Source organism: Microbacterium sp. (assembly GCF_051860965.1).
Lineage (GTDB): Bacteria > Actinomycetota > Actinomycetes > Actinomycetales > Microbacteriaceae > Microbacterium.
Map to the genome: position 1 here is coordinate 679,383 of NZ_JBIMKU010000001.1, position 23,036 is coordinate 702,418.

21 protein-coding genes are annotated in these 23,036 nt (G+C 70.2%); 10 read left to right on the forward strand and 11 right to left on the reverse strand.

Annotated elements, in window-relative coordinates:
* Positions 1–8 precede the first annotated feature (8 nt).
* Together ACTIFV_RS03200 and ACTIFV_RS03205 are read left to right on the forward strand one after the other, a co-directional pair.
* Positions 9–959 (forward strand): phosphotransferase, encoded by a 951-nt coding sequence (locus ACTIFV_RS03200; protein ID WP_439591304.1) that lies wholly within the window; start codon positions 9–11, stop codon positions 957–959.
* On the forward strand, positions 956–2,251 hold the full coding sequence (locus ACTIFV_RS03205; RefSeq protein ID WP_439591305.1) for an aspartate aminotransferase family protein: 1,296 nt from the start codon (positions 956–958) through the stop codon (positions 2,249–2,251). Before ACTIFV_RS03200 ends, ACTIFV_RS03205 begins: the two co-directional genes overlap by 4 nt.
* 4 nt (positions 2,252–2,255) lie before the next feature.
* Here ACTIFV_RS03205 and ACTIFV_RS03210 read toward each other — a convergent pair whose 3' ends face one another.
* On the reverse strand, positions 2,256–2,876 hold the full coding sequence (locus ACTIFV_RS03210; protein WP_439591306.1) for an antibiotic biosynthesis monooxygenase: 621 nt from the start codon (positions 2,874–2,876) through the stop codon (positions 2,256–2,258).
* A gap of 37 nt (positions 2,877–2,913) precedes the next feature.
* Positions 2,914–3,990 carry a DUF998 domain-containing protein gene (locus ACTIFV_RS03215; RefSeq protein ID WP_439591307.1) on the reverse strand — a complete coding sequence of 359 codons (1,077 nt, stop codon included), beginning with the start codon at positions 3,988–3,990 and terminating at the stop codon, positions 2,914–2,916.
* 149 nt (positions 3,991–4,139) lie between these two features.
* Between ACTIFV_RS03215 and ACTIFV_RS03220 the strand changes: the two genes are divergently transcribed.
* Positions 4,140–4,433 (forward strand): hypothetical protein, encoded by a 294-nt coding sequence (locus tag ACTIFV_RS03220; RefSeq protein ID WP_439591308.1) that lies wholly within the window; start codon positions 4,140–4,142, stop codon positions 4,431–4,433.
* A gap of 648 nt (positions 4,434–5,081) precedes the next feature.
* Complete coding sequence (locus ACTIFV_RS03225) at positions 5,082–7,223, forward strand: DEAD/DEAH box helicase (RefSeq protein ID WP_439591309.1); 2,142 nt, start codon at positions 5,082–5,084, stop codon at positions 7,221–7,223.
* A 17-nt stretch (positions 7,224–7,240) separates the two neighbouring features.
* On the opposite strand, the gene ACTIFV_RS03230 is transcribed toward ACTIFV_RS03225, so the two are convergent.
* A complete protein-coding gene (locus ACTIFV_RS03230; protein WP_439591310.1) occupies positions 7,241–8,323 on the reverse strand; it encodes an Rv2578c family radical SAM protein in 1,083 nt (360 codons plus the stop codon).
* A 122-nt stretch (positions 8,324–8,445) separates the two neighbouring features.
* Between ACTIFV_RS03230 and ACTIFV_RS03235 the strand changes: the two genes are divergently transcribed.
* From ACTIFV_RS03235 to arfB, 3 genes are all read left to right on the forward strand, one after another.
* Entirely contained in the window at positions 8,446–9,945 is a 1,500-nt protein-coding gene (locus ACTIFV_RS03235) for a M15 family metallopeptidase (protein WP_439591311.1), read from the forward strand.
* 162 nt (positions 9,946–10,107) lie between these two features.
* Entirely contained in the window at positions 10,108–11,271 is a 1,164-nt protein-coding gene (locus tag ACTIFV_RS03240) for an acyl-CoA dehydrogenase family protein (RefSeq protein ID WP_439591312.1), read from the forward strand.
* Between the two features lie 92 nt (positions 11,272–11,363).
* Positions 11,364–11,801: an alternative ribosome rescue aminoacyl-tRNA hydrolase ArfB gene (arfB, locus tag ACTIFV_RS03245; protein WP_439591313.1), complete on the forward strand. Its 438-nt coding sequence runs from the start codon at positions 11,364–11,366 to the stop codon at positions 11,799–11,801.
* 4 nt (positions 11,802–11,805) lie between these two features.
* Here arfB and ACTIFV_RS03250 read toward each other — a convergent pair whose 3' ends face one another.
* From ACTIFV_RS03250 to ACTIFV_RS03285, 8 genes are read right to left on the reverse strand one after another with little or no spacing between them, the layout of a single operon-like run.
* Positions 11,806–12,201 (reverse strand): hypothetical protein, encoded by a 396-nt coding sequence (locus tag ACTIFV_RS03250; RefSeq protein ID WP_439591314.1) that lies wholly within the window; start codon positions 12,199–12,201, stop codon positions 11,806–11,808.
* A gap of 30 nt (positions 12,202–12,231) precedes the next feature.
* Entirely contained in the window at positions 12,232–12,804 is a 573-nt protein-coding gene (locus tag ACTIFV_RS03255) for an ECF transporter S component (RefSeq protein ID WP_439591315.1), read from the reverse strand.
* A complete protein-coding gene (locus ACTIFV_RS03260) occupies positions 12,801–13,673 on the reverse strand; it encodes a siderophore-interacting protein (protein ID WP_439591316.1) in 873 nt (290 codons plus the stop codon). Before ACTIFV_RS03260 ends, ACTIFV_RS03255 begins: the two co-directional genes overlap by 4 nt.
* 15 nt (positions 13,674–13,688) lie before the next feature.
* Positions 13,689–14,498 carry an energy-coupling factor transporter transmembrane component T gene (locus tag ACTIFV_RS03265; RefSeq protein ID WP_439591317.1) on the reverse strand — a complete coding sequence of 270 codons (810 nt, stop codon included), beginning with the start codon at positions 14,496–14,498 and terminating at the stop codon, positions 13,689–13,691.
* Positions 14,495–16,366: an ABC transporter ATP-binding protein gene (locus ACTIFV_RS03270; RefSeq protein WP_439591318.1), complete on the reverse strand. Its 1,872-nt coding sequence runs from the start codon at positions 16,364–16,366 to the stop codon at positions 14,495–14,497. The genes ACTIFV_RS03265 and ACTIFV_RS03270 overlap by 4 nt, the downstream gene beginning before the upstream one ends.
* Before the next feature lie 60 nt (positions 16,367–16,426).
* Positions 16,427–16,996: an ECF transporter S component gene (locus ACTIFV_RS03275; RefSeq protein ID WP_439591319.1), complete on the reverse strand. Its 570-nt coding sequence runs from the start codon at positions 16,994–16,996 to the stop codon at positions 16,427–16,429.
* A 21-nt stretch (positions 16,997–17,017) separates the two neighbouring features.
* Entirely contained in the window at positions 17,018–17,995 is a 978-nt protein-coding gene (locus ACTIFV_RS03280) for a pirin family protein (protein WP_439591320.1), read from the reverse strand.
* 3 nt (positions 17,996–17,998) lie between these two features.
* Entirely contained in the window at positions 17,999–18,310 is a 312-nt protein-coding gene (locus ACTIFV_RS03285) for a GNAT family N-acetyltransferase (RefSeq protein ID WP_439591321.1), read from the reverse strand.
* A gap of 98 nt (positions 18,311–18,408) precedes the next feature.
* Here ACTIFV_RS03285 and ACTIFV_RS03290 point away from each other — a divergent pair, with 98 nt between their 5' ends.
* Genes ACTIFV_RS03290 through ACTIFV_RS03300 form a run of 3 tightly spaced genes read left to right on the forward strand, consistent with a single transcriptional unit; the run spans position 18,409 to position 22,976 of the window.
* On the forward strand, positions 18,409–20,901 hold the full coding sequence (locus tag ACTIFV_RS03290) for a DEAD/DEAH box helicase (RefSeq protein ID WP_439591322.1): 2,493 nt from the start codon (positions 18,409–18,411) through the stop codon (positions 20,899–20,901).
* The gene (locus ACTIFV_RS03295; protein WP_439591323.1) at positions 20,898–21,917 is read left to right on the forward strand and encodes a class I mannose-6-phosphate isomerase; all 1,020 of its coding nucleotides are present in this window, start codon (positions 20,898–20,900) and stop codon (positions 21,915–21,917) included. The genes ACTIFV_RS03290 and ACTIFV_RS03295 overlap by 4 nt, the downstream gene beginning before the upstream one ends.
* 48 nt (positions 21,918–21,965) lie before the next feature.
* Complete coding sequence (locus ACTIFV_RS03300; protein ID WP_439591324.1) at positions 21,966–22,976, forward strand: linear amide C-N hydrolase; 1,011 nt, start codon at positions 21,966–21,968, stop codon at positions 22,974–22,976.
* Positions 22,977–23,036: the final 60 nt, after the last annotated feature.

The window sequence follows — 23,036 nt, forward strand, 5'->3', positions numbered from 1 at the left end:
ACACGGTCATGTCCGAATCGCCGGCGTCGCTGACGGCGCGATGGGGCGGGACTCCGGTCGGACTCGAGCGCCTCGAGTCCGAGGTCGACGAGACGTACCGAGCGGCGTTCGTCGACGGATCGGCGGCGATCCTCAAGATCGCCGTCGCGGGGACCGCGCACGAGACGCTCGACTTCGAGTCGGCCGTCGTCGACGCGGCGCTCGCGACCGATCCGACGCTTCCGCTCGCGCGCACGATCGCGACGCGCGAGGGCGCGACGCGCATCGAGGCCGGCGGGAGGTGGGCTCGCCTCGTGGAGTGCCTTCCGGGGACGGATGCCGCGGCATCCATCGTCGACCTCGTCCTCGTCCGCGAGATCGGCCGCGTGGCGGGTCTGCTCACGCGCGCGCTGGAGGGCTTCCGGCATCCCGCAGACGAGCGGATCGTCGCGTGGGACGTCAGACGTGCGCCCGGTCTCCGCAGCCGCATCGACTCGCTCCCCGGCGCCGGCGTCCGGGACGACGTGACGGGGGCCCTCGACGAGCTCGAAGAGGCGCTTCCGACGATCGAGCGGCTGCCTGCGCAGGTGGTGCACAACGACATCAACGGCGGCAACGTGCTCGTCGACCGCGGGCGCGTGACCGGCATCGTGGACTTCGGCGACGCCGGGTTCATGCCGCGGGTGTGCGACGTGGGCATCGCGATGTCCTACACGCTCGGCTATACGAGGGAGCCCGATGTCTGGGCGGCGCCGACCCGGTTGCTCGCGGGGTATCGCGAGACCGTCGAGCTGTCCCCGGACGAGCTCGCCGTGCTCCCGGTGATCGTGCGGGCGCGTGCCGCGCAGCGGGTCCTGATGAGCGTCGCGGCGGCGGCATCCTCCTCCGAGGGGCGACGCGACGAGACGGAACGCCTCGCGCGCGCCTCGGCGGATCTGCGTCGGCTGATCGCCGCCGACGACGGAGGGAGAGGATCATGACGACGGGGCCGTCGACCTACTTCCGACCCGAGCACGCCGCCGGGCTCGACGACCGCACGCGCGAGCTCGTCCGTCGGCGCGAGCGTGCGCTGGGCGGCGCCTACCGACTCTTCTACCGCGAACCCGTCGAGTTCGTGCGCGGGCGGGGAACGAAGCTCTACACGGCTGACGGCGTCGAGTATCTCGACGCCTACAACAACGTCCCGTCGGTCGGCCATGCGCATCCGCGGGTGACCGAGGCGATCGCGACGCAGGCCGCGCTCGTGAACACCCATACGCGATACCTGCACACCGCCGTCGTCGACTACGCCGAGCGGCTGCTGGCGACGCTTCCACCCGCGATCGGGCATGTGATGCTGACGTGCACGGGTTCCGAGGCGAACGACCTCGCCCTGAAGGTGGCGCGGGATGCCACGGGCCGCACCGGCGCGATCGTCACGCGCTACGCGTACCACGGCGTCACTCTCGCCGCCGGCGCGCTGTCTCCGTCGCTCGTCGGCGCCCGGGACGTCGAGCCGTGGGTGCGCCTCGTGCCACCGCCGCATCCCGATCCCGTCGCCTTCATCGAGGGCGTACGCACCGCGATCGCAGAGCTCGACGGAGCCGGCTGCGGTGTCGCCGCACTGTTCGTCGACACGATCTTCGCGAGCGACGGGGTGATCCCGGGCGACTTCCTCGCGCCCGTCGTCGATCTCGTCCATGCCGCCGGAGGAATGTTCATCGCCGACGAGGTCCAGGCGGGCTTCGGCCGTCTCGGCCACGGCATATGGGGCTTCGAGCGCCACGGGATCGTGCCGGACGCCGTGACCTTCGGCAAGCCCGCGGGCAACGGCATGCCCATCGCAGGATTCGCGGCGATGGATGCCGTCATCGACGGCTTCGGCGCGCGACAGCGCTACTTCAACACCTTCGGCGGGACACCGGTCTCGGTCGCCGCGGCGAATGCCGTGCTCGACGTGCTCGTCGACGAAGACCTGATCGGCAACGCGGCCCGGACGGGCGATCTGCTCGCGACGGGACTTCGCGAGATCGCCCGCGAGTCATCCGTGATCGGCGACGTCCGCGCGGCCGGTCTCTATCTCGGCATCGACATCGTCGACGCCGACGGCCTGCCCGACGAGGCCCGCGCCCTCGACATCGTCAACGGCATGCGCGAACGCCGCGTTCTGCTGGCCGCCTCGGGCGAGCGCAACCACACCCTGAAGGTGCGGCCGCCGCTGCCCTTCGACGCGGCCGACGCCGAGCGGTTCACGACGGCTCTGGCCGAGACGATCGCCGCGACCGACAGCTGAGTCCCTAGGCGCCGCGCTGCAGCCACGGCCGCAGCATCCGCGTCACCCAGGGCAGCACGAAGTAGGTCATGATCGGCGTGAGCGCGATCGTCGCGAGCAGCACGCGAAGCGCGAGCGGCCAGTCCGTGAAGCCCGGCACGAAGCCCAGGAGCCACGACGCGAGCAGGTTCGTGGGGAAGAATCCGAGCCAGATCGTCACCGCCTGCTTCCAGCGCGGCGGCGCGGACGGGATGGGCTGCTGGATCGGTCCGGTCGCCGGCGCCGATTCACCGGCCGGATGCCGCGCCTCGACGTGGGTCGCGAAGGGGGCATCGAACCACCCCTCGATGCCCGTGCGTCGCTCCACCCGGACCTCGCTCGCGAACGAGCGACCGGAGTCGAGCCACCAGGCACGCTGCGACGACTGCTCCCAGGCCTCGAGAGTCGGGATGTCGCGGAAGCGGTAGAGCATGTACCAGAGATCGCTGCCCTCGCCGGCGCGCACCCAGCCCGACCCGAGAAACCCGGCGAATCCGGTCGCGAGGTCGGTGCCGGACTGCATCCAGCTCGTCGCCTCGACGGTCCGTGTCGGGTCGATCCGTCGCTCGATGGCGACGGTGATGGGGTGCATGTCCGGCTCTGCCATGCATCCATTCTCGGCCCGAAGAGACGCGCCGGAGGACTCAGGCCTTCTGCCCGCTCACCGCGAGGAACCGGATGAAGACGGCGATCCAGCCGAAGATCAGGGCGAAGACGATGATCTCGAACGCGGTGAGCGAGAAGTAGCCGACCGCGAAGAGCACGATCGAGGCGACGAGCGCTCCCAGGAACGCCCACGCCGACACGAAGTAGGTGCGGGGCATCCCGCGCAGCAGGCGGGGGCCGGCGATCAGCAGCACGAGGAACATCGCGGCCATGCCCATCGCCGAGAGGTTATGGACGAGCAGGTTCACATCGACGGGGAAGATCCCGACGCACGCCAGCATGATCCCCATCACGACGAAGAGGACCGGCACGATGCGCGGTCCTCTTGGGCTGGTCAGCGCTCCGGCTTCCGCCAGAGACTGCATGTCGTTCGCGATGTAGACCGCGAAGGTCGTGACCAGGAGCCCGCCCGCGATGAGCGTGCCGTTGAACACCCAGCTCGAGAGATCCTCGAACGAGCCGAGCTGGCTGAAGTGCACCTGCCACCAGTCGGGATCGGGGGTCGTGACCATCGCGGTGAGCGTCCCGATCGCGATGAACGCCATGAGCAGAGAGGACATGCGCTGCGTGGTCATGCTCGAGACCGACAGATACACGATCCAGGCGGTGAGCCCCAGCGTCACCGCCATGAGTACGACGGCCCAGAAGGGGACGACCGGGAGGCCGATGAAGCCGAGGGCGAGCAGCTTGTACAGCCCGTAGGTGACGACGAACGACAGTGCCGCGTGCACGATGACGACCGAGATCGTGTTGACCGTGAACTTCCACGTCGGGAGCGCACGTCGCCATTCCTGTCCCGGCAGGTCCCGTGCGCGCCAGTAGCCCACTGCCGAGGCGATCACGGCGACGATCGCCGCCCCGCATGCTGCCAGCAGACCGAACGATCCACTGGGGGTCGAGAGCTCGAGACCGTCCGTCGTGAACGCGACGATCAGCCCGTACAGCGCTCCCGAGATCCCGGCCCCGAAGGCCAGATAGACGGCGGTCGCCTCGGTTCGGCGCACCGGTGCGGGCGGCGCGGCGTCGGGAAGCGGAACGACGGAGGGTGCGCTCATTGCGCCAGTGTAGGACCGCGAGAAGCGTCGGCACGTGACGCGCCTGGACGTGCGAGCCGGTGGCGGTGCGCGCCGTGCTGAGTCGGGGGAACAGCACGACCCACGAGCTCATCGCGATGAAGGCGAACGACTCGAAGATGAACGGGGAGATGAGCGTGAGAACCATGGATGCCGCGCCCATGACGAGCAGGACCGCGGCCACGACCATGTGGCGACGGGTGCGGGCTGCGAGGCCGCGGATGCCGATCGCGCTCAGCATGAGCGAGACCAGCGAGACGGCGAGTCCGGCTGCGGCGATGCCGTGCGCGCTCTCGCTCACGGAGAGCGGGATCATGCCCAGGACGACGAGGCTCGCCCCGACCGACGCGACGGAGATGCGCACCGCCTTCGTCGTGCGCCTCCCCACTTCGGTGCGCAGCCCGACGGGGAGGACGAGGCCGTAGACGCCCAGCAGCGAGCCCGCCACGACCAGCGTGCCGTTGAAGACGTAGCCCGAGAAGTCGTCGTAAGTGCCGAGCTTCGAATAGTGGAGGTGCCACCACTCGGGATCGGTCGTCGTGCACACCGCGAGGGCGACGCCGACCATGAGGACGATCATCGAGAGCGCCCCCACGCGATGGGGTCCACTGAGGACCCTCGGACGCGGCGACGCGCGCGCGTGAAGGGTTCGAGAGAGCGAAGCGTCATGGACAGCGACGCGAGTGAGGGCTGGAATCGCCATCATGACCACCTTGATCGGCGACGACCCCGTCGATCGAGAAAAGCATTTCCCCAGAAATACTCGTCCGACGTTGTCGACAAAGGACAAAAGGTGTGTCCCCAGCGGCCTGCGGTCGCAGGCTCTACTAGGATACCGGTCACTCGGGGCGCTCCCAGTCAGTGTCGACTAAGCTTTCCGAGTCGGCTCTGGACACCGCCTCGTGCGGATGCGTTCATGTGAGTCCAAGGGGGCCGATGGTAGGGACGAATCCGTCTCGACGACCATCACGTGAATGGCCCCCGGCCGACGATTGTCCGGGTCACTCTCCGCGCCGCAACGAGCCGCGCGGGAGAGTGCTGTTCTCATGCGAGAAACCCAGAAGGACACCACCATGCCCAAGAACAAGAAGCCCGCCGGCGGTCGCGCCGCGAAGAACTTCGAGCCGCGCTACGGCGAGAAGAAAGGGTCGTTCCAGGACCGCAAGCGGCGGACGGATGCCCCGGACGCCCGTTCCCAGAAGCCGGGCAGCAAGAGCCCGGGCCACCGCGGCTACCGGGCCGAGCAGGCCACCGAGGCTCCCGCGAAGCGCCGCTGGACGTCGCAGGAGCGCGCCGGCCGCGATGAGGCCCGCGGCATCCGCACGCACGGTGCCGGCGACCGCCCTCGCTACGACCGGGACGCGCGCCCCGCGCGCGACGACCGATCGTTCGACCGCTCCGCACGTCCGGCGCGCGATGACCGTGCTCCCCGCCGTGACGTCGGAGGCCGCCCGGCTCAGGGTGAGCGCCCCCGGTACGACCGTGATGCGCGTCCGGCGCGCGACGACCGTGCTCCTCGCCGTGACGACCGTCGCCCGGCTCAGGGTGAGCGCCCCCGGTACGACCGCGATGCGCGTCCGGCGCGCGATGACCGTGCTCCCCGCCGTCAGTTCGACGATCGCCCGGCTCGTGACGACCGTCGCCCGGCTCAGGGTGAGCGTGCTCGCTACGACCGGGACGCGCGCCCGGCACGCACCGACCGCGACACCCGTGCCCCGCGTCTCGACCGGGTCGATCGCGATGACCGCCGCTCGTTCGGCGACGCGCGTCCGTCCTACCGCCGTGACGACCGCGTCGAGCGCCCTCGCTACGACCGTGATGCGCGTCCCGCTCGCGACGATCGTGCGCCTCGTCGTGACTTCGGCGACCGCCCCGCCGGAGGCGACCGTGCACCCCGGCGCGACCAGGGCGCCCGGCCGAACCGCGCGGACTGGAACGCCAAGCCCTCGCGCTCGACCGAGCACGACCAGCGGGTCGACGTCGTGCACGAGCGACTGCAGGCGCAGGCGATCACGGCCGGCGATGTCGCCGACGTGACGTTCGGCGACCTCGGACTGGGCGAGAACATCGTGCGCACGCTCGCGGACCTGGGCGCGCAGAGCCCGTTCCCCATCCAGGCGGCGACGATCCCTGCGATCCTCGAAGGTCGCGACGTCCTCGCACGCGGACGCACCGGCTCGGGCAAGACCATCGCGTTCGGTGCGCCGCTGGTCGAGTCCATCCTGCGCAGCCAGAGCGGGAAGCGCCGTGAGTTCGGCCGCAACCCGCGGGCGATCATCCTCGCGCCGACGCGAGAGCTCGCGCTGCAGATCGACCGGACGATCCAGCCCATCGCGCGCAGCGTCGGCCTCTTCACGACCCAGATCTACGGCGGCGTGCCGCAGGGCCGTCAGGTCGGTGCGCTCAAGAAGGGCGTCGACATCGTCATCGGCACGCCCGGCCGCATCGAGGACCTCATGAATCAGGGCAAGCTCGATCTCTCCAGCATCGAGATCGCGGTGCTCGACGAAGCCGACCACATGTGCGACCTCGGGTTCCTCGAAGGCGTGCAGACGATCCTCCGTGCGACCGCCGACGGCAGCCAGAAGCTGCTCTTCTCAGCGACGCTCGACCGTGAGGTGGCCGCGCTCGTCGACGAGTTCCTCGTCGAGCCGGCAGTTCATGAGGTCGCGGGCGAAGATCAGGACTCTTCGACGATCGACCACCGCATCCTCGTCATCGAGCACCGCGACAAGGCCGAGATCCTCGACTCGCTCGTCTCGCGCGAGGGTAAGACGCTCGTCTTCGCACGGACCCGCGCCTACGCCGAGATGCTCGCGGAGCAGTTCGAGGATGCCGGCATCAACGCCGTCGCACTCCACGGCGATCTGAACCAGGCCAAGCGCACACGCAACCTGGAGCGCCTCACATCGGGCCGCGTCAACGTGCTCGTGGCGACGGACGTCGCCGCGCGCGGCATCCACGTCGACGACATCGACCTGGTCGTCCAGGCGGACGCGCCCGACGAGTACAAGACGTACCTGCACCGGTCGGGCCGCACGGGCCGCGCGGGTCGTTCGGGCACCGTGGTGACCCTCATCACGCGCCAGCGCCGGCGTCGCATGGCCGAGATGCTCGACCGCGCCGAGATCGACGCTCCTTTCGAGGAGGTGCGGATCGGCGACGATCTGCTCGAAGAGCTCTCGGGGCGCCAGCTGTCGAACGTCGACGCGTAGTCGGCGTCCGCCGGGATTCAGAACAGCATCCCGGTATCGCCCGCCGCCGCGAGTCGTCCGCGCGAGGTGGTCCTGATCTGGCTCACGGTCGACCGTGACGCGAGCCCGGGCATGGCGGAACGCGGGCGCGTGCTGTCGTCCTCGGCGTGGCCGTCGAGCCCGTGCACGCGCAGCAGCGGCCGCACACGCTTCGAGAGCCAGGCGCGATACGGCTTCGGCGCGGTCGTCGACGCCCCGGGATACAGCCCCCGATACGAGGAGATGAGTTCGGGATGCTCGCGCTCGAGCCACTGCAGGAACCACTCCTTGGCACCGGGCCGCAGATGAAGGGCGCCGAAGACGACGCGCACCGCGCCCGCGGCCTTGATGCGCCGCAGCGCATCGTCGATCGCGGCGATCGAGTCGGTCAGGTGGGGGATGATCGGCATGAGGAACACGGTGACGCGGAATCCGGCATCCGTCGCCGCCCGCACGGTCTCGAGGCGCGCGCTCGCACTCGGCGTGCCGGGCTCGATGAGCTTCTGCAGCGTCTCGTCGAACACGGCGATCGACATCGCGATCGAGACGCGGACGGATGCCGCGGCTTCGGCGAGCATCGGCAGGTCGCGCCGCAGGAGCGTGCCCTTCGTGAGGATCGAGAACGGCGTGCCCGAGTCCGTCAGCGCCGAAACGATTCCGGGCATCAGCCGGTAGCGGCCCTCGGCGCGCTGGTACGGATCGGTGTTCGTGCCGAGCATGACGGGCTCGCGGCTCCAGGAAGGGCGGGCGAGCTCGCGACGCAGCACGTCGGCGACATTGATCTTGACGATGATCTGCGAGTCGAAGTCGCGCCCGGCGTCGAGCTCGAGGTACTCGTGCGTGCCGCGGGCGAAGCAGTAACTGCAGGCATGACTGCAGCCGCGGTAGGGGTTGATCGTCCAGTCGAAGGGCATCGCCGACGCGCCAGGAACGTGATTGAGGGCGGACTTGCACAGCACCTCGTGGAACGTCATGCCGGCGAATTCGGGAGTCGTCACCGACTGCACGAGACCGTTCAGGTGCTCCAGGCCGGGGAGGGCAGCGGCATCCGGAACCCCCAGCTCTTGACCCTGCCATCTCATGATCCCATGGGAACAGATCTTCGAATATCTGTCAAGACGGGCATGGGTGACATTCGAATCGGGAGAATATTCTCATCTTCATGTCCTGGTGGTCCGCGCGAGAGCCGGGTCAGAATGTCCAGGTGACGGCGCCCCCACGGCATGAGCCCACGCCGTCCCGCCGCGCCGCCCGAGCGCAGCGGGAGCGTGCCGCTCGGCGTGCCCAGGGGCCGATCCCCGATGCGACCGGGGCAGCGGCCGACGCCGAAGCCGAAGCTCGCGCGACCGCCGACACGGCGCCCATCCAGATCGTGCGGTCGAGGCTCCGCACCCCCACCGCGCCGACGTCGATCTCGGAGGCGCAACCGCAGACGCGTGCGCAGGCGAGACAGCGCGCGCAGGTGCCCGCGCCGACGGGACCGAACGTCGTCCACCTCGCTCCGTTGCACCGCGACCCCCCTCCTCTCCCCGCCGCCGACGACGCCGAGCCCGGCCTGATCGAGAAGGTGCCCGGGCCGGAAGAGCTCGCACCGGAGTCCGATGAGCTCGTGCCCGAACCCGCCTGGGCCGCGAGCGCGGTCGACGAGGGGCCCGCGCTGCGTCGACGATCGCGCGAGCTGCTCGACCTGGGCGTGATTCCTCGCCCCACGCCCGTCCACCACGCGCGAGTGCGCAATCTGTTCGGGTACCGCACCTCGGGGGCGCTCACGATCGCAGCGCTGCTCGTCGTCGGATCGGCGTCGGCCGTCACCGCTGCGCATCTGCCGCCTGTGCCCGATCGCAGCGTCGAGCAGTCGACGGAGGACGCGTCGATGCCCGACGTCGATCCGCCCGTCTACCTTCCCGCCGACATCGCGAGCGCGGGGCTCGGCGCGGCCGCTCTGCGTCCGGCCCCGGCCGCACTCGATGTCACGCAGCTCGACCTCTGCGCCCAGCCCGCCTTCACGGCCGCGCTGGCAGCGGGCGACGACGCTGCGACGATCGCGGCGGCGGGCGGTGCGGTGGCGTTCCGAGACGCGGTCGCCGCGGGCCGCGCGACCTGCGTCGCGCTCGACGACCCCGCCCGCGTGTGGGTCGTCGTCGACAAGCAGCGGCCGTTCGCCCCGATCGACTACCGCCCGACACCCTTGGCCGCGCCCTCGGGCATGAGCAACCCCGCCGGCGATGCTCTGCGGACGGACGCCGCGACCGCGCTGTCGGCGATGGCCGAGGCATCCCGAGCCGCCGGCGCCGGCGAGATCGGCGTCGTCAGCGGGTACCGCTCGTACGAGACGCAGGTCGGTACGTACAACGGCCATGTCTCACGCCGCGGTGTCGAAGGCGCCGACCTTGTGAGCGCACGACCCGGTTACAGCGAGCACCAGTCCGGTCTCGCGGCCGACGTCGCACCGTGCACGGGATCCTGCGCGTCGATCGACGACCTCGCCGCCTCGCCGCAGGGTGCGTGGATCCTCGCGCACGCGTGGGAGTACGGCTGGATCGTGCGATACGAAGACGGCGCGACCTCGGCGACGGGATACCTCGCCGAGCCGTGGCACCTGCGCTATATCGGCCCTGAACTCGCGCGGGCCTACGTCGAGGGCGAGTGGCAGACGCTCGAGGAGTTCTTCGGGCTGCCTCCCGCGCCCGACTACGCCGAATAGGCGTGGCTGGAGGCATCCCACAAATCCCGGTACTGAGTGCCGTGGATGATGGGATGCAATCCCACATGATCGAGCGGCGCGCGCGGGCACCTCGTTAGAATCGCCTGCGGCGATGAGGCCCCGCAGGGCTCCGCCGGGATTCGATACGAAAGGACCCAGCTCATGGAGCGCGACATCTACGACGAGGACCACGAGGCGTTCCGCGACGTCGTCAAGGAGTTCATCAAGCGCTACGCGACCGAAGAGAAGCGCAAGCAGTGGGAGCGCGACGGCGAGGTCGACCGCGCGACGATGCGCGCGGCGGGCGAGGCGGGCATCATCGGCCTCTCGGTCCCCGAGGAGTTCGGCGGTGCCGGGATGCTGCAGGACTACCGGTTCCGCTCGATCGTCATGGAAGAGGTCATCGGCGCGGGCCAGGGCTCGCTCGCCGGCGCCCTCGGCATCCAGGACGACCTCGCTGTGCCCTACATCGTGCACATGGGCACGCAGGAGCAGAAGGAGAAGTGGCTCCCCGGCATGGCGACGGGTGAGATCCTCGGCGCGCTCGCGATGACCGAGCCGGGTGCAGGGTCCGACCTCCGCGGCATCAAGACGACCGCGAAGAAGGTCGATGGCGGCTACATCGTCAACGGCGCGAAGACCTTCATCTCGTCGGGCAAGACCGCCGACATCGTCGTGACGTTCGTCAAGACGGGCGAGGGCAATCGCCCCGACGCGTTCAGCCTGCTGATCCTCGAAGACGGCATGGAGGGCTTCGATCACTCGAAGAAGCTCGAGAAGATGGGGTTCCACGGGTGGGACACCGCGGAGCTGTCGTTCAGCGACGTCTTCGTGCCCGAGGAGAACCTCATCGGCGGCAAGGAGGGACTCGGCTTCATCCAGCTCATGATGAACCTGCCCCTCGAGCGCCTCTCGATCGGCGTCGCCGCGGCGGCCGCGTGCGAGGCGGCGTTCGTCTGGACGCGTGACTACGTGATCAGCCGCGAGGCGTTCGGCGAGCGCATCGCCGACTTCCAGAACACGCGCTTCAAGCTGGCCGACATGGCGACGACGGTCGACGTCGTGTGGGCGTACAACGACCGCGCGATGATGCTCTACAAGGACCAGAAGCTCACTGCCGAAGAGGCCGCGAAGGTCAAGTTCTGGTCGACCGACCGTGAGGCCGAGCTGCTCGATGTCGGCGTCCAGCTGCACGGCGGCTACGGCTACATCACCGAGTACCCGATCGCCCGCGCGTACCTGGACGCACGCGTCCACCGCATCTACGGCGGCACGAACGAGATCATGCGCGATCTCGTCTCGCGCCAGATCGTCGGCAAGAGGTAGCTGAGAGCGAATGGATGCCGCGTCCCTCGCCGGGGCGCGGCATCCATCGTCTTCCGTCACCGGCTCATCGCCGCGGCGGGGATGATGGATGCATGCCCGCCACCCACCGCTCCGGACTTCGGGTGACGGCCGAGCTCACGATTCCCGAGTCGGAGCTGTCGTGGCGGTTCTCGCGCTCGTCGGGCCCCGGCGGTCAGGGCGTGAACACGGCTGACTCGCGCGTGGAGCTCACGTGGGACGCCGCGGCGTCCGGCGCGCTCACGGCCCTGCAGCGCGAGCGGATCCTCGACCGACTGGGCGCTCGACTCGTGGACGGTGCGCTGACGATCGCGGCATCCGAGCACCGCGAGCAGCTGCGCAACCGCGAGGCTGCACGAGAGCGACTGGCAGCCGTCGTGACCGAGGCCCTGCGGGCGCCCGCGCCGCCGCGCCGCCCGACGAAGCCGACCAAGGGTGCGAGAGAGCGCCGGCTCAAGCAGAAGCAGCTCCGCACCGACGTCAAGCGCCTGCGTCGGCCACCGGAGGCGTGACGGATCAGGCGGCCATGGCGAGGACGCCGTAGCCCATCGCGATGAAGAAGGACAGCACCGCCAGCACGATCGACACGGGCACCATCGTGTAGCGCTCGGGCTTGCTCCGCGAGATCGCGTTCATGAAGATGCCGAGCACGAAGTACGCGAAGATCACCCACATCGCGATCTGCGAGAACAGATCGGGGAACACGTCGATCGCCTTCACGCGGTCCCACGCGACGATGTCGATCAACGCGTAGATGAGGATCGACACGACGCTGCCGATGCGCAGGCGAGCAGGCAGCACGAGATGCTGTCCGCCCCACGCCCAGCGCCCGAGCGGAGCGCCGAGGATCAGGGCGAACTGGAAGATCGCGAGTCCTGCCAGCACGACGGTGAGCGCGAGAGCGAAGGGCACCCGATCACCGTATCGGGTGCCCGAAGCGGGTCAGTGCTGGCCCGCGGGGCCGCTGCCCCGACCGAGACCGCGACCTGCGAGTCCGCGACGGCGGGCGAGCTTCGCGACGCCGGCGGCGCGCAGGCGGTCGGCGATCAGGATGCCGAGGGTTGTGCCGACGAGGCATCCCGCGATCGTGAGCGCGAAGAAGGCGACCATCGTCCACGCGGGCATCGACCAGAGGTTGAACGACTCCGCGGCGAGGAACGGATACAGCACGCCGACCAGGACGGAGCCCGCGTAGTACTGCCATGTCTTCCAGAATCGGTAGAGCACGACGAGGAAGGCGAGTTCGGCGAAGAACGCCCACCACACCGCCGCGCCGAGGAACGGGAACGCGACGAGGCCCGAGATGACACCGACGAGGATGCCGGCGCCCGGCCGCTCGAGCAGGCGGAGCGCCACGGTCGCCGGCAGCAGCCACAGCCCTGCCAGGGCCACCGAGAAGAAGGGCGCGAGTGCGAACAGCGCGGTGGATGCCCAGCCCGCGCCCCACAGCAGCAGTCCGCCCGCGACGCCGATCGCGGCGCACGTGAGCAGATACACCGTCGAGACGCGGCTCACGAGTGGGCCTCCGCTCCGGCGAGCTGAGACTTGGGGGTGGGGGATGCCGCCCCCACGCGCCAGTATCCGCAGAAGCTGATGAGGTCCTTCGAGACGCCTCGGCCGACGAGGTGGCGGCGCCCTTCCGTGGGCAGCGCCTGCTCCCCCGCGAGGTAGGCGTGGAACGGTGTCGGCAGCAGGTCGGAGGCGATCAGCGCATCGAGCGCGAGCGCGCCCGGCTTGGCCGCGTGGTCGCGCACGATCCATCGCACCTCGACCCCGCTCGGATGCGGGAACTCGAGGGCGTCCGCGGCCTCCGCGACCTCGATGATCGCGAGCCCGGTCGCGGCCGACGGCAGGGACGCGCAGATCGACGACACCGCCGGCAGGCCCGTCTCGTCGGTCACGAGCAGCACGCGATCGGTGCCGCGTGCCGGGTTGAAGGCGAGCCCTTCGTCGATGATGACGACGCTCTCGCCGGGCTCGGCGGTCTCGGCCCATCGCGAGGCGGGACCGGCTGTGCCGTCCGAGGCCGACCCGTGCAGGACGAAGTCGACGTCGAGCTCGGCGGGAGCATCCATCGTCGCCGGTCGGAACGCCCGCACGGAGTAGTTGCGCATGACGGGCCGCATGCCGTCGGGGATCCGCAGGTACTTGAGATAGCCGAAGAGCTTGTGCGCCTTGGCCGGAAGCCGCTCGAGTCCCTCGTCGCCGCCGAGCGGCAGGAAGATGCGGAACCACTGGTCGTAGCCCATCGGGCGGAACCGCGCGATGTCGCCGCCGCCGAGCGTCACCCGCATCCAGTGCGGTGACAGACGCTCCGTGCGCAGGACGGACAGATGCAGGAGGTCCTGCGTCTCGGGCTTCACGAGTCGGCTGGCGACGGCCATGCGAGCTCCTTCGGGTCAGGCGAACGGGCGGAAGAGGACGAAGATCGCAGCGGACACGATCCAGAACACGATGACGAAGACGGTGTCGCGCACGCGCCACGGCACGAGGTGGCGTTCGGTGCGGTCGGGGTGAGCGCCGAAGGCGCGGGCATCCATCGCCAGCGCCACCCGCTCCGCGTGCCGGATAGCCCCCGCGAGCAGTGGCACGATGTAGCCGAACCAGCGGGCGACGGCTGAGAACGGTCCCCGTCCGCCGTGGGCTCCGCGCACGCGATGGGCCTGCCGGATGACGTCGAGCTCGTGTCCGAACCGCGGCACGAAGCGGAACGCCGCGAGCGCCGTGTAGCCGATGCGGTAGGGCACGCGCAGCTGCTGCACGGTCGCGCGCACGAGGTCGGGTCCGGTCATCGAGAGCCCCGCTGTGAGGGTGAGCGACACGATGGCGGCGATCCGCAGCGCGGTCGAGAAGCCCGTCTCGAGGGCGCCGGCGTACATCGTCCACGATCCGATCTGCCACATGACGGCCGTGTCGTCGACGCGCGCGGCGTCGGTCCAGACCGAGAAACCGGCGCCGATGGCGAGGACGGCGATCGGAAGCGCGAGGAACAGGATGCTCGCGAGTCGCCGGGTGAATCGCACGCCGATGATCAGGAGCGCGTAGGCGAGCAGCACGAAGACGGCGGGGGTCGCGGCATCCCGCACGAAGATCAGCGCGACGATCGCGGGAACGGGCGCGGCGAGCTTCGCGAGCGGATTGAGACCGTAGAGGAAGCGAATGGATGCCGCGGCCGGCCGCTCGGCGTAGGGATCGACGGCGACGGTCATGACGCAGCGCCGGGCAGATCGGCCAGCCGGGTGATGCCGGCGAGATCGCCGGGGAGATCGCGGAACGCGCGGGCGAGCGCCGGCGGGCGCAGCCCGGCAGTCTCGACGAGCGCGTCATCGGCGAAGACGTCGGCGGTCGGTGCGGAGCGCAGCACCCGCCCGTCGCCGATCACGACCGTGCGGTGGGCGTACTCGGCGACGAGCTGCATGTCGTGCGTGACGACGATGATCGTCGTGCCGTCGTCGTTGAGCTCCTGCAGCACGCCGAGGAGCTCATCCGCGCGGGCGCGGTCCTGGCCGAAGGTCGGCTCGTCGAGAGCGAGGATCGGCGCGCCCGCGACGAGGGCGGTGCCGACCGAGAGGCGGCGCTTCTGGCCGCCCGAGAGCAGGAACGGATGCGACGCGGCCTTGCCTTCGAGGCCGAAGCGCGCGATGAGGGCCATCGTGCGCTCGCGCACCTCGTCGTCTGGCAGCCGCAGTCGGCGCAGACCGTGCGCGATCTCGTCGAAGACGGTGTGCGCGATGAACTGGTGCTCGGGGTTCTGGAAGACGAACCCGATCTGCGACGCGAGCGTGCGGGTGTCGGTCTTCGCGACGTCGAGGCCGTCGATCCGCACGGCACCGCGCGGCGGGGGGATGACGCCGGCGATCGCCTGAACGAGCGTCGTCTTGCCCGCGCCGTTCGCGCCGACGACGGCGACGAACTCGCCGGCATGGATGTCGAGGTCGACCGCGTGCAGGACCTCCGTGCGCCCGCGACGCACCGACAGGCCGCGCACCTGCACGAGCGCCGGTTCGGTCGGAGGATGCGCATTCGGTCGGAGGATTCCGGCCGAATCCTCCGACGTAGTCGCGACGCTCCGACCGAGTGACGGCGACGACGCGATCGAAGGAGATTGCGCCGGCAGAAGGACTGCAGGGGCGGATGCATCCTCCTCTTGGTCGGATCCCCTTCGCTCGAGGGCCGGCGCGCCCACGAGACCCGCTCGCAGCTCGGCCGGCGCGAGCGGGAGGGGGTCGAGCGCATAGCCCGCCGCGCGCAGCCGCAGCGCCGCGAGGGTCGAGATCGGCAGCCACACGCCCATCGCGTGCAGCTCCTCCGCCCGGGCGCGCAGCACGGCATCCACCGATCCGTCCGCGACGACGGTTCCGGAGGCGTCCAGCACGACGACCCGGTCGACGAACCCGACGGCCGCGTCGAGATTGTGCTCGACCAGCAGGATCGCGCGGTCGCCCGCCGCGACGAGCTCTGCGAGCGCGGCGTAGACCTCTTCGATCCCGCGCGGGTCGAGATTCGCCGTCGGCTCGTCGAGGACGAGCAGCGGCGAGCCCATCGCGAGCGCGCACGCGATGGCGAGCCTCTGGCGCCCGCCGCCCGAGAGCCGGTCGGGGTTCTCCCCGCGACGCTCCCAGAGACCGACGCGACGCAGCGCATCCTCGGCACGCGCGAGCACGTCGGCGACCGGCATGCGCAGGTTCTCGGGGCCGAACGCGACTTCGTCGAGGAGCGTTCCCGTCACGAGCTGCGCGTCGGGGTCTTGGAACACCATCGACACGTGGGTGCTCAACCGGGCGACCGTCGCCGTCTGCGTGTCGAGCCCGGCCACCTCGACCGATCCCGACATCGCAGCGGGTACGGCGTGGGGGATGAGTCCGTTCAGCGCCAGCGTCAGCGTCGACTTGCCCGAGCCGCTCGGACCGAGGAGCAGCACGACGTCGCCGGGTGCGATGTCGAAGGTGACGGATGCCGGAGTCGGGGCATCCTCGCCGTCATGCGTGATCCCCAGCCCGCGCACGCGGACGAGCGGCGACGGATCGGCGGAGGCAGCCGCCTGCGGAGCGGCTGAGTCACGCTCGAGTGCGGCCACGAGAGTCTTCCGGAGAGGGTGCTTAGTCTCTCCTAACTTAGCCGACCCTAAGTCGCCGACCTAACGCGTCGCGCGCACGACCCCGGCTCGCCGCAGACCCGCGCCGACGGCCAGGCCGACTGCCGTCCAGGCGACCGGGCCCAGAACCGAGATCGCGAGGTACACGATCTGCGCCCACACCGGCAACGCGCCGAGGTGAGCGGCGAAGAAGACGGCCGCCGCCACGATCAGCCCGATGATGACGGCCGAGATGAAGAAGCGCCAGGGGGCCCAGGAGCGGTAGCGCACGACGGCCGCGACGATCTCCTGGATGCCGCCGAAGAGCACCGCCGTGCCGAGGAACTGCATGACGTAGATGGGTGCGATCGCGCTCGAGACGAGCGCCGCGAGGACGTGGGCGAGCAGGGCGACCCACGGGAGGCGGAGGGCCTCCTGGGCGATGATGCCCGGCAGCACGTGCACGCCGAGCACCAGCCCGTAGACGACGGGCAGACCCGCGAGCACCGGAATGGTGATCCAGCCCGCGACTCCGCCGAGGATGCCGGTGGCTACGCCGATCGCGGCGCACGTCAGCAGGACGCGCGTCGAGAGGACGGATCGGGCCGAAGCCCCGGGTGAATGCTGCGCCACGTGGGAAATCGTAGCCGCGCGTCAGACCCGTCGGCGCCGTCGCGTCAGCCGGACTGCGGGGAGGGGCGGGGCGGGGACCCGCTCCGCGCCATGGCCCGGAACACGTCCGAACCGCGCGGACTCGGCTTCCCACTCCTCGCGCGCCTCGACGATCTCGTCGTGCGATCGGCCGACGAAGTTCCACCACATGACGATGTCGTCCTCGAACGGCTCGCCCCCGAGGAGGAACACGGTCGCCTCCTCGTCGACGGCGACGTCGATGGCGTCGCGCCCGGTGCCGAGGTAGAGGAGGTGTCCGCGATCGACGGATGCCGCGGCATCCACCGTCGCTTCTCCTTCGACTCCGATCACGGCGTACTCCCACTCGGGACGCAGCGGAAGAGTGACGCGACTGCCCGCGGGGAGGAAGATCTCCGCCCCCACGAGCGGTGTGTACGCCGTCGCGGGCGACACCGCGCCGGCGAACTCGCCCATGACGACGGCAGCCTCGGCCGGACGCCCGCCGCCGGCATCGGGCAGCGTGACGATCGGCAGGTGCTCGTGCCGTTCGAAGGCGGGCTCGCCGTGGCGACGGCTCTCGGGCAGGGCGATCCACAACTGCAGCGCATCGAGCGGGATCGGCCCCTCGCCGATCGAGTACTCGGAGTGCGAGATGCCCGCACCGCTCGTCATGAGGTTCACGACGCCTCGGCTCACGACGACGTCGCTGCCGATCGAATCGCGGTGGTAAATCTCGCCGACGAGCGGCCAGGTCACCGTCTGCAGGCCGATGTGCGGATGCGGCTCGACGCGCATGAGGGTGTCCTGCGGGCCGAAGCGGTCGAGGAAGCACCACGCCCCGACGAGGGGCAGATCGCGCTGCGGCAGCGAGCGGTGCACCTCCATGCCGCGCACTCCGCCGAGTGGCACTTCGCGCGATTCGAGCAGCAGCATGCGGGGGCCGTCGCTCGGCGTGGGCTCCTCGGACGCCACGGCGGCGTCGGTGTCGAGGCGTGTCACGGCTCAGACCCCGTCGGGCCAGGCGATCTCGAGACCCGGCACCTCGTGCGTGCGGAGGTACTTCACGACCACGGGACATGTCGGCCTCACGACCTCGCCCCGGGCCGCGGCATCCTCCATCGCGAACGCCACGACCGTCGTCGCGAGTCCGCGCCCGCCGAACGCCGGATCGATCTCGGTGTGGTGGAAGACGTAGCGGCCGCGCGAATCGACGCGGTACTCGGTGAAGCCCGCGAGCACGTCGCCGAGGCGGACTTCGTAGCGGCTCTCGGCCTCGTCGCGGGTCACCGTTCGGTCATCGGTCAGATCACTCACGTGGGTCCTCTCGTCGCTTGTTCCAACGTATGCTCCCGCATGGGTGTTCCGCCATGATTCGGAGCGGGTGGATGCCGTGCGTAGGGGAGACTCGGAGGATGACCTCCCTGCTCCAGCGGATCGGCGACACCGACGACGCCGACGCCGTGTACGACGCCTTCGTCGCGTGGACCGGCGCGCAGGGCATCGAGCTCTATCCCGCGCAGGACGAGGCGATCATCGAGATCGTCTCGGGGGCGAACGTCGTCCTCTCCACGCCGACCGGCACGGGCAAGTCCCTCGTCGCCGTCGCGGCGCACGCCGCCTGTCTCGCTCGCGGCGGACGCTCGTACTACACGGCGCCCATCAAGGCGCTCGTGAGCGAGAAGTTCTTCGCCCTCGTGGACATCTTCGGCGCGTCGAATGTCGGCATGGTGACGGGGGACTCGTCGGTGAACCCCGACGCGCCGATCATCTGCTGCACGGCCGAGATCCTCGCGAACCTGTCCCTCCGCCAGGGGACGGATGCCGAGGTCGACCAGGTCGTCATGGACGAGTTCCACTTCTACGGCGATCCCGACCGGGGCTGGGCGTGGCAGGTGCCGCTGCTGCTCCTGCACCGCGCGCAGTTCGTGCTGATGTCGGCGACGCTCGGGAACGTCGCATCCATCGCCGACGACCTCAGCCGGCGCACGGGCCGCACGACCGCGCTCGTCACGGGTGTGGAGCGGCCCGTGCCCCTGCACTTCTCGTACGCGCGCACCCCCGCGCACGAGATCGTCGAGCGCCTGCTCGAGGAGCACGAGGTTCCCGTCTACATCGTGCACTTCTCGCAGGCCGCAGCCCTCGAGCGCGCGCAGGCGCTGGCATCGGTGCGGGTCGCGTCGCGGGAGCAGCGGGATGCCATCGCCGAGGCGATCGGGGACTTCCGCTTCACGACGGGCTTCGGCAAGACGCTGTCGCGCCTCGTGCGCTCGGGCATCGGCGTGCACCATGCGGGAATGCTCCCGCGCTATCGGCGGCTGGTCGAGACTCTCGCCCAGCGCGGTCTGCTCAAGGTCATCTGCGGCACCGACACGCTCGGGGTCGGCATCAACGTCCCGATCCGCACCGTCGTGCTGACGGCGCTGTCGAAGTACGACGGCACGAGGATGCGGCAGATCTCCGCGCGGGAGTTCCAGCAGGTCGCGGGCCGTGCCGGACGCGCCGGGTTCGACACCTACGGCAACGTCGTCGTGATGGCGCCCGAGTGGGAGATCGAGAACGCCGTCGCCCTCGCCAAGGCGGGGGACGACCCCGCCAAGCGCAAGAAGATCGTGCGCAAGAAGGCGCCCACGGGTGTCGTGAACTGGGGCGAGGGCTCGTACGAGCGCCTCATCGCCGCCGAACCCGAACCGCTCGTGCCCCAGCTGCAGCTCACGGCGGCGATGCTCATCAACGTCATCGCGCGCGGCGGCGACGTGTTCGAGAACGTGCGGTCGCTCGTGTTCGACAACCACGAGCCGCGCGGCCGCCGCTACGACCTGGCCCGGCGAGCGATCGCGATCTTCCGCACGCTCGTGGCGGCCGAGATCGTCGTGGCGGACGGCTCCGGCATCCACCTCACCGTCGATCTGCAGCCCAACTTCGCGCTCAACCAGCCGCTCTCGCCCTTCGCGCTCGCCGCGATCGGACTGCTCTCGCCCGACGACCTCTCGGCCGAGACCGGCTCGGGGCATTACGCGCTCGACGTCATCAGCGTGATCGAGGCGACCCTCGACGATCCGCGGGCGATCCTCTCGCAGCAGGAGTTCAAGGCCCGTGGCGAGGCCGTGGGTGCGATGAAGCGCGACGGGATCGAGTACGACGAGCGCATGGCGCTGCTCGAGGAAGTCACCTACCCCAAGCCGCTGGCCGAGCTGCTCGCGCAGTCGTTCGAGGTCTTCGCCTCGTCTCAGCCCTGGGTGCGCGACTTCGAGCTCGCCCCCAAGTCGGTCGTGCGCGACATGTTCGAGCGCGCGATGTCGTTCGCCGAGTTCGTGTCGTTCTACCAGCTCGCCCGCAGCGAGGGCCTCGTGCTGCGCTATCTCTCGGACGCCTACCGCGCCGTGCGCCAGACCGTGCCCGCCGAGGCGCGCACCGACGACCTGCTCGACATCATCGAATGGCTCGGCGAGCTCGTGCGCCAGGTCGACTCGTCACTGGTCGACGAGTGGGAGGCGCTGATCAACCCGGTGGTGGATGCCGCTACCCCCGTGGTGCCGCCGGCTCCGCCGTCCGTGCTGACCAACCGTCGCGCGTTCCAGGTGCTGGTACGCAACGAGCTCTTCCGCCGGGTGCAGCTCGCGGCGCTGCAGCGCGACGACGAGCTGGTCGAGCTGGATCCCGGCGTGGACTGGCCTGCGGCGCTCGACGCGTACTTCGACGATCACGACGAGATCCTCACGGGCGGTCCGGCGCGTTCGCCGCGCCTCGTCACGATCGACGAGCGCGCCGAAGAGTGGCTCGTCGAGCAGACGATCGACGACCCCGCCGGAGATCACGACTGGCGCATCCGCGGGGTCGTGGATCTCGAGGCATCCGTCGAAGAGGGCACGGCCGTGGTGCGCGTCACGGAGGTCGTGCGGCTGTGACCGAACCCGGAATCCTCGTCCTGCCCTCGAATCGTCCGGCCGACCGCTTCTATCGCGGCGGCCGTCGGATCACCGACTTCCGCGGCGAGGCGCCGGCGGCGGAGTTCGAACCCGAGGACTGGGTGGGCTCGGTGACGGCCGTGAGCGGAGAGGCGCCCTCGGGTCGGTCGGTGCTCGCGGATGGCACGCTGCTCGCCGACGCGATCGCGGCCGATCCGATCCCCTGGCTCGGCGCCGCGCACGTGGCGGCGTACGGAGCGGATCCGATGCTGCTCGTCAAGCTCCTCGACGCGGGGCAGCGGCTCCCCGTTCACGCGCATCCCGACGGATCGTGGGCGGCCGAGCACCTGGGTGCCGCGCACGGCAAGACGGAGGCGTGGTGCATCCTCACCCCCGGCGAGGTGCATCTCGGCCTCGCCCGGGACCTCGAGCGGGCAGAGCTCGACGACATCGTCGCGCGGCAGGACACCCCGGCACTGCTCGCGGCGATGCACCGCATCGAGGTCGGCCCCGGCGACGTCGTCCACGTGCCCGCCGGCGTGCTCCATGCGATCGGCGAGGGCATCCTGCTTGTCGAGCTGCAGGAGCCCGAGGACCTGTCGATCCTGGTCGAATGGCGCGACTTCGCGATCGACGGCGCCGTCGCGGGCCATCTCGGGGTCGGCTTCGACACCGCCTTGAGTGCGGTCGAGCGAAGGCCGCGCACGACGACGGAGATCAGCGGTCTCGTCCACCGTGCGGGGTCGCGAACGGCCCTGCTTCCGGCCCAGGCCGATGAGCTCTTCCGGGTCGAGCGCGTCATGGTCGACGGTCACGCGGCGCTCGAACGCGGCTTCGCGATCGTCGTCGTGGTCGACGGAGAGCTGGCGCTCATCGACGAGGCGGGCTCACCGACTCGGGTCGCGCGTGGTGCGACGGTGCTTCTGCCATACGCGGCCGGTGGTGTCGGCGCATCGGGTCAGGCGGAGCTGCTGGTCTGCCGTCCGCCTCTGCCGACCGCGCGCGTCGCTCGATAGGCTCGCGATCAGTGCGCCCCTCGGCGGGGCTGCGGAGCGGAGCTACCCATGTGCACCAGCTTTCAACTGCGGGCGGATGACGGCAGCGTGTGCGTCGGTCGCACGATGGAGTTCCCCGACATGCTCGGCGCGAATCTCACGGTCATCCCCCGCGACGTCACGCTCACGTCGGAGGCCCCGGACGGTGACGGCGCGACGTGGACGTCGGTGCACGGCGTCGTGGGAATGGATGCCGTCGGCCGGCCGCAGTGGCTCACGGACGGCATGAACGAGGCCGGGCTGTACGCCGGCGCCCTCTACATGCCGGGTTTCGCGTCGTATCCGCCGCCTTCGCCGGATGCCGGGTCGAACCTCTCCGTGCTCGACGCCGTCACGTTCGCACTCACGCAGGCGGCGACCGTCGCCGAGGCGTTCGCGCTGCTCGCGACACGGACGATCTGGGGGCCGGTGAACCCGCTGCTCGGGGCGGTGCCGCCGCTGCACGTGGTCCTCCACGATGCGTCGGGTGATGCCGGTGTCGTCGAGTTCGTGGATGGCGCAGCGGTTGCTCACCCCAACCCGCTCGGCGTCGCGACGAACGCCCCGTATCTGGAATGGCACTACGACAATGTGCGCAACTGGCTCCCGCGACTCGGACCGGCCAACCCCGCGCCGGTCGACATCCGCGGTGTCACGTTCGCCCCGCTCGCGCAGGGGCAGGGTTTCGTGGGTCTGCCGGGGGACTCGGGCAGCACCGGACGCTTCCTGCGCGCCACCGCGTACGTCTCGACCGTGCACGCCGGCGCGAGCGCGGCCGATGCGGAGCAGACATGCCTGCACGTGCTCAACAACTTCGACATCCCCGCCGGGCTCATGACGGGCGTCGGCCCGAACGGCCAGGAGCAGGATGACCAGACGAAGTGGTCGTCGATCTCGAGCCTCTCCGCGCGGCGGTACATCGTGCGCCTTCAGGCGAACCCCGCGCCGTTCGCCGTGGATCTGCGCGCGACCGACTTCACGACATCGTCTCCTCGACAGGTGGCGCTCGCGCCGGGTGGGTTCACAGAGCTTCAGGTCTGAGGCGTGACGTCGGTGACGATGATTACGCTGGCCACGTGACATCCCACTCCTACAACGACC

What these genes read in the sequence shown, in the direction of transcription:
- ACTIFV_RS03200 (WP_439591304.1), top strand. Translation starts at nt 9, where the DNA reads ATGTCCGAATCGCCGGCGTCGCTGACGGCGCGATGGGGCGGGACTCCG.
- ACTIFV_RS03205 (WP_439591305.1), top strand. Translation starts at nt 956, where the DNA reads ATGACGACGGGGCCGTCGACCTACTTCCGACCCGAGCACGCCGCCGGG.
- ACTIFV_RS03210 (WP_439591306.1), bottom strand. Translation starts at nt 2,876, where the DNA reads ATGGCAGAGCCGGACATGCACCCCATCACCGTCGCCATCGAGCGACGG.
- ACTIFV_RS03215 (WP_439591307.1), bottom strand. Translation starts at nt 3,990, where the DNA reads ATGAGCGCACCCTCCGTCGTTCCGCTTCCCGACGCCGCGCCGCCCGCA.
- ACTIFV_RS03220 (WP_439591308.1), top strand. Translation starts at nt 4,140, where the DNA reads ATGAGCGTGAGAACCATGGATGCCGCGCCCATGACGAGCAGGACCGCG.
- ACTIFV_RS03225 (WP_439591309.1), top strand. Translation starts at nt 5,082, where the DNA reads ATGCCCAAGAACAAGAAGCCCGCCGGCGGTCGCGCCGCGAAGAACTTC.
- ACTIFV_RS03230 (WP_439591310.1), bottom strand. Translation starts at nt 8,323, where the DNA reads ATGAGATGGCAGGGTCAAGAGCTGGGGGTTCCGGATGCCGCTGCCCTC.
- ACTIFV_RS03240 (WP_439591312.1), top strand. Translation starts at nt 10,108, where the DNA reads ATGGAGCGCGACATCTACGACGAGGACCACGAGGCGTTCCGCGACGTC.
- arfB (WP_439591313.1), top strand. Translation starts at nt 11,364, where the DNA reads ATGCCCGCCACCCACCGCTCCGGACTTCGGGTGACGGCCGAGCTCACG.
- ACTIFV_RS03260 (WP_439591316.1), bottom strand. Translation starts at nt 13,673, where the DNA reads ATGGCCGTCGCCAGCCGACTCGTGAAGCCCGAGACGCAGGACCTCCTG.
- ACTIFV_RS03265 (WP_439591317.1), bottom strand. Translation starts at nt 14,498, where the DNA reads ATGACCGTCGCCGTCGATCCCTACGCCGAGCGGCCGGCCGCGGCATCC.
- ACTIFV_RS03290 (WP_439591322.1), top strand. Translation starts at nt 18,409, where the DNA reads ATGACCTCCCTGCTCCAGCGGATCGGCGACACCGACGACGCCGACGCC.
- ACTIFV_RS03300 (WP_439591324.1), top strand. Translation starts at nt 21,966, where the DNA reads ATGTGCACCAGCTTTCAACTGCGGGCGGATGACGGCAGCGTGTGCGTC.